This is a genomic window from Streptococcus sp. 2741 (genome assembly GCF_013276315.1).
In the GTDB taxonomy this organism is placed as follows: domain Bacteria; phylum Bacillota; class Bacilli; order Lactobacillales; family Streptococcaceae; genus Streptococcus; species Streptococcus pseudopneumoniae.
This window is the reverse complement of the sequence record NZ_VMKU01000112.1, coordinates 1-4,666: the sequence shown is the minus strand read 5'-3', so window position 1 is coordinate 4,666 and position 4,666 is coordinate 1. Positions and strand designations below refer to the sequence as shown.

Annotated in this window: 5 protein-coding genes; 1 reads left to right on the top strand and 4 read right to left on the bottom strand. The window is 40.0% G+C overall.

Translation table 11 applies throughout. The features are described from left to right. The first annotated feature begins 536 nt into the window (after window positions 1–536). The gene (locus HT671_RS09460) at window positions 537–836 is read left to right on the top strand and encodes a YbaB/EbfC family nucleoid-associated protein (protein WP_050971582.1); all 300 of its coding nucleotides are present in this window, start codon (window positions 537–539) and stop codon (window positions 834–836) included. 343 nt (window positions 837–1,179) lie between these two features. Here HT671_RS09460 and pta read toward each other — a convergent pair whose 3' ends face one another. From pta to HT671_RS09440, 4 genes are read right to left on the bottom strand one after another with little or no spacing between them, the layout of a single operon-like run. Further along, window positions 1,180–2,154 (bottom strand): phosphate acetyltransferase, encoded by a 975-nt coding sequence (gene pta, locus HT671_RS09455; protein WP_172923142.1) that lies wholly within the window; start codon window positions 2,152–2,154, stop codon window positions 1,180–1,182. A 43-nt stretch (window positions 2,155–2,197) separates the two neighbouring features. Next, entirely contained in the window at window positions 2,198–3,094 is an 897-nt protein-coding gene (locus tag HT671_RS09450; RefSeq protein WP_001209995.1) for an RluA family pseudouridine synthase, read from the bottom strand. Then, entirely contained in the window at window positions 3,091–3,909 is an 819-nt protein-coding gene (locus HT671_RS09445; RefSeq protein ID WP_050207566.1) for an NAD kinase, read from the bottom strand. The genes HT671_RS09450 and HT671_RS09445 overlap by 4 nt, the downstream gene beginning before the upstream one ends. Continuing rightward, window positions 3,893–4,564 (bottom strand): GTP pyrophosphokinase family protein, encoded by a 672-nt coding sequence (locus HT671_RS09440; protein ID WP_000171679.1) that lies wholly within the window; start codon window positions 4,562–4,564, stop codon window positions 3,893–3,895. Before HT671_RS09440 ends, HT671_RS09445 begins: the two co-directional genes overlap by 17 nt. Window positions 4,565–4,666 lie beyond the last annotated feature (102 nt).

The following is a 4,666-nucleotide window of genomic DNA, read 5'->3' as shown; positions in this document are numbered from 1 at the left end:
TATGCAGCTACTAAATAGATTATTGGGCATGGAATGGAACAAAGGGTTCGTGAAGTTTGAAGAACTCAAAAATTACGCCAAAGCTCCATATACAACACCTAAACGAGATTAAAGAACAGCGAAATCCCTTGTGGCGCAAGGGGGTAGCTGCCCTTTTGTATTTTTTAAGTGATAAAGTCGGGAGGCTACCATTTAGATTTTACTATTAGCATAAAAATAATAATAGACAACTATTTATCCGAAAATAGATAGAGGTAACATGTTTGTAGACAAAGCATACAAACCTTTAGTAAAATCATTTCCATGAAACTAGAATAGAGCCCCTCTTAACAAAAATAATTATTTTAATTTATTTCTAATCACTCCTTGATATAAATAACTCTCACCAATAAAAGACTATGTCTTAAAAAAATGGTATAATAAAATCAATACTTGGGCTTGATGGCTATGCTACTAATAACAATTAGGAGAGAAAATCAGGCACTTGTTAACAACAAGGATTATCCCCTTGAGATGAAAGGAACTTTAGAAATCTTATGATGAACATGCAAAACATGATGCGTCAAGCACAAAAACTTCAAAAACAAATGGAACAAAGCCAGGCCGAACTTGCTGCCATGCAATTTGTTGGCAAATCTGCTCAAGACCTTGTCCAAACGACCTTAACTGGAGATAAGAAAGTTGTCAGCATTGACTTTAATCCAGCTGTCGTTGACCCAGAGGACCTTGAAACTCTTTCTGATATGACCGTTCAAGCCATCAACTCTGCTCTTGAACAAATCGATAAAACTACCAAGAAAAAACTGGGTGCTTTCGCTGGGAAATTGCCATTCTAAAAACAAGAAGCTAGAAAACAATACTTGTCGATAACAAAGGCTAAGAAAGGTGCAAAAATTATAAAAAACGCATAATAGCAGGTGTCAAAACACTCAATATTATGCGTTTTCTCATGAAAAAATTCTCTTTTCATACTCATTTAAAATCAAAAAGGGAATTTATCGTTTTACGGACATGTATATTACAGATTTCTATAGGTCGTATATAGACAGGATATCATCGCTTGGAAGTTGTCCTTTTTGACACCAATCAGTAATTTAGTTCTCAGGAGTTAATGGCAGTGCTTTTCGTACATAGTTTCATAACTACAGTATAGCATAGTATATCGCTTTATAGTTTTCACTATTGATGAACTGCTTGAGCTGCTGTGATAAGGGTTAACTTGTAAACATCATCTGCATTACATCCACGAGAGAGGTCGTTAACAGGCTTGTTCAAACCTTGCAAAACAGGACCTACTGCCGCAAAGCCACCAAGAAGTTCAGCCATCTTGTATCCGATATTTCCTGCCTCGATACCTGGGAAGATGAAGACATTTGCTTGACCAGCTACCGTACTTCCAGGAGCTTTCAAAGCTGCAGTTTCAGGAACAAAGGCTGCATCAAATTGCAACTCACCATCGATTTCAAGGTCAGGGCGCAAGTCGTGAGCAATTTTAGTTGCTTCAACGACCTTATCAACGCTTTCACCAAAACCTGAACCTTTAGTAGAATAGCTTAGCATAGCAATTTTAGGCTCGATTCCAAACATCTTAGCTGTGATTGCTGAGTTGATGGCAATTTCAGCCAAAGCTTCTGCATCTGGATTGATGTTGATAGCACAGTCTCCAAATAGGTAACGTTCAGAGCCACGAACCATGAGGAAGGCACCTGAAGTACGAGTTACATTTGGACGAGTTTTAATGATTTGTAGGGCTGGACGAACTGTTGAAGCAGTTGAATGAATCGCACCTGACACCATTCCATCAACCAAGCCCAAGTAAACCAACATAACACCAAAGTAGTTTACATCTTCAACCAAAACCTTGCGTGCATCTTCTTCAGACATTTTGCCCTTGCGACGCTCCACCAAGGCAGCAACCATTTCTTCAAATTGAGGATAATGTTGAGGGTCAATGACTTCATAACCATCCATGATCCCTTCAATTTCAAGATAAATTTTAATTTTTTCAGGATTTCCTAACAAAACAGGAATCACTTCTGTTTCTTTTACCAAACGTTTAGTCGCTTGAAGAATACGTGGCTCTTCCCCTTCAGGGAGAACGATACGAGCATTTTTACCAACAAGGTTGGCTTTGAGACTTTCAAAAACTTCCATGAGTTTTCTCCTTTAAGATAATAATTATACTCTGAAACAGTTTTTATAGAGTATTAGTTGATAACTGGGTAATAAGGTTGCTGAAATCATCCGGCAAGGGACTTTCTAACTGCAAATCTTGCTCTAAAAATGGATGATAAAAGGATAGGTAATGGCAATGCAGGGCCTGACGTTGGATGCCGTCGTCCAGACTACCACCGTACAAATCATCGCCCAACAAAGGAAAACCAATATGAGAAAAGTGGACTCGAATTTGGTGGGTTCGACCAGTGTGCAGCCGAATGTCGACCAAGTGGATATTTCCATAAGAAGCTACAATCTTGTAGGAAGTATGGGCATATTTTCCACCTTTAGCCACCCGTCTGGTAATAATGGAGTCTTCATCACGCGCAATCGGGGCAATAATTTCCCCCTCTGACTCCAAGTGTCCATCACCTTTAACCAAAGCAAAGTAGCGTTTTTCAATGGACTTCTTCTGCAACTGCTTGTCCAATCGTGCATGGGCATAGCCGTGCTTGGCAAAGAGCATCGAGCCAGAAGTATCCCTATCAAGCCTGGTCACAATGTGAACTTGCTGATTTTCGTAATTTTGCTTGACGTAGTAACCCTTGATAAAATTGGCAATAGTATTGGAGTGGTTAACACTAGGAATAGAGGCAACTCCATAGGGTTTATTCAAGACTAGAAAGTGGTCATCCTCATAGAGAATATCCAGTGGGCGCTCGATAGCTTCCAAGGTTTCAAAGCCTTCCTCAGCGGGAATATCGATAGTAACGCGGTCCCCAAGATCCAATAGATAGGTTGCATTTTGTGGTTGGTCATTGACCAGAATAGCCCCACCTCGAAACTTAATCTTGGCCAGAAGCCCCTTAGAAACCTCGTGCTTTTTTAAGAAGGTCTTAACCTTGACATGCTCATCTGCGATAAATTCAAACCTCATTCGTCCACCTCGCCGATAAAGGCATCCTTAACACGGTTCCAGAAACTAGTATGGCTAGGAGTCGCGACAAAGTGAATCTTATGATGATCGATTTGATACTCAATACGCTCAATATTACGGAAAGAATAAACGCTATTGTCAACCGAAATGGTATGGTAATCATTTCTCGTTGGAATGAGTTCAATCTTATCCTTCTTAGGAACGATAATGGAAGAGCCCAGCGTTCGATAGACACGATTATTGAGGCTGGCAATTTCCGTTAATTGCAAAGCTTCAATGGTAGGGTGTAAAACAGAACCGCCAAGAGACTTGTTATAAGCCGTACTACCAGTCGGTGTTGAAACTGTTAGCCCGTCTCCACGAAAACGTTCAAAGGGAACACCATTGATGACAATATCTGCCACCATGGTTCGATCAGACCTGCGGATGCTGGCTTCATTGAGGGCACGAAAAATCTTGACCTCTCCATTTCCAAGAAAAACCTTCACATTTAGAACAGGGTAAGAAACCCTTGCTCCGGTATCTAGCTGCAAATTGGTCATTAACTTATCCAACTCAAAATCACGATAATCGGTATAAAAGCCCAGATGTCCTGTATGAAGACCGATAAAGCGTACCTTATCAAGTTGGTCTTCATACTTATGAAAGGCCGATAAGAGCATGCCATCTCCACCAATGGAAATGACAATGTCCGGACTGCTATCATTGAGTATAAACTGATTTCTTTTCAAACGATCTCGCAATTCATACAAAACCCTTTGACTCTGCGGTTTTCTATTGGCTATCAGGTCAATTCGTTTACCTGTATTCTTCATCTGTATCGTCACTGTTTCCTACACCGTCATTTAATTTTCTACTCAAAGGATCAAAAAGTGCCTGGGCTTCTTGGATATCATCACGAATTTCACCCATTTCTTCATCCAACTGATGGGCGATTCTAGCTGTAATTTCCAGTCGCTTCTTAATCTCCTCTGGGAAATCCCCTTGGTACTTGTAGTTGAGAGAATGTTCTATCGTTGCCCAGAAATTCATGGCCAAGGTACGTATTTGAATTTCTGCCAAAATAGTCTTGGCTCCATTGATGGTATCAACCATATATTCTACTACCAAATGATAGGAACGATAGCCTGATGCTTTTCGATGAGTAATGTAATCTCGCTCCTGTATGATTCGCATGTCCTGACGCTTGTGCAAAATCTCCACTACTTCCTTAACGTCATCTACAAACTGGACCATCACACGCAAACCAGCAATATCCTGCAAATCGTGCTCCAAGGTCGCATAAGTAATACCACGACGGGCCATTTTTTCTTTTATACTCTCAATTGGCTTGACTCGACCGGTCACAAATTCAATCGGAGAATGCTTATTTTGCTTACGATATTGCTTACGAATGCCACGAAGTTTAATCTTTAACTCACCAACAGCTTGAATGTAAGGATCTAGAAATTCTTCCCATTCTAAGGTCATATATTCTCCCTTATTCTCATATTATCCTTCAAAAATATCTTTGATTTTTTCTCCAGATTCATATACAATAAATACAATGCTTATTATACCATAAGTGAAAAA

What these genes read in the sequence shown, in the direction of transcription:
- HT671_RS09450 (WP_001209995.1), bottom strand. Translation starts at nt 3,094, where the DNA reads ATGAGGTTTGAATTTATCGCAGATGAGCATGTCAAGGTTAAGACCTTC.
- HT671_RS09460 (WP_050971582.1), top strand. Translation starts at nt 537, where the DNA reads ATGATGAACATGCAAAACATGATGCGTCAAGCACAAAAACTTCAAAAA.
- pta (WP_172923142.1), bottom strand. Translation starts at nt 2,154, where the DNA reads ATGGAAGTTTTTGAAAGTCTCAAAGCCAACCTTGTTGGTAAAAATGCT.
- HT671_RS09440 (WP_000171679.1), bottom strand. Translation starts at nt 4,564, where the DNA reads ATGACCTTAGAATGGGAAGAATTTCTAGATCCTTACATTCAAGCTGTT.
- HT671_RS09445 (WP_050207566.1), bottom strand. Translation starts at nt 3,909, where the DNA reads ATGAAGAATACAGGTAAACGAATTGACCTGATAGCCAATAGAAAACCG.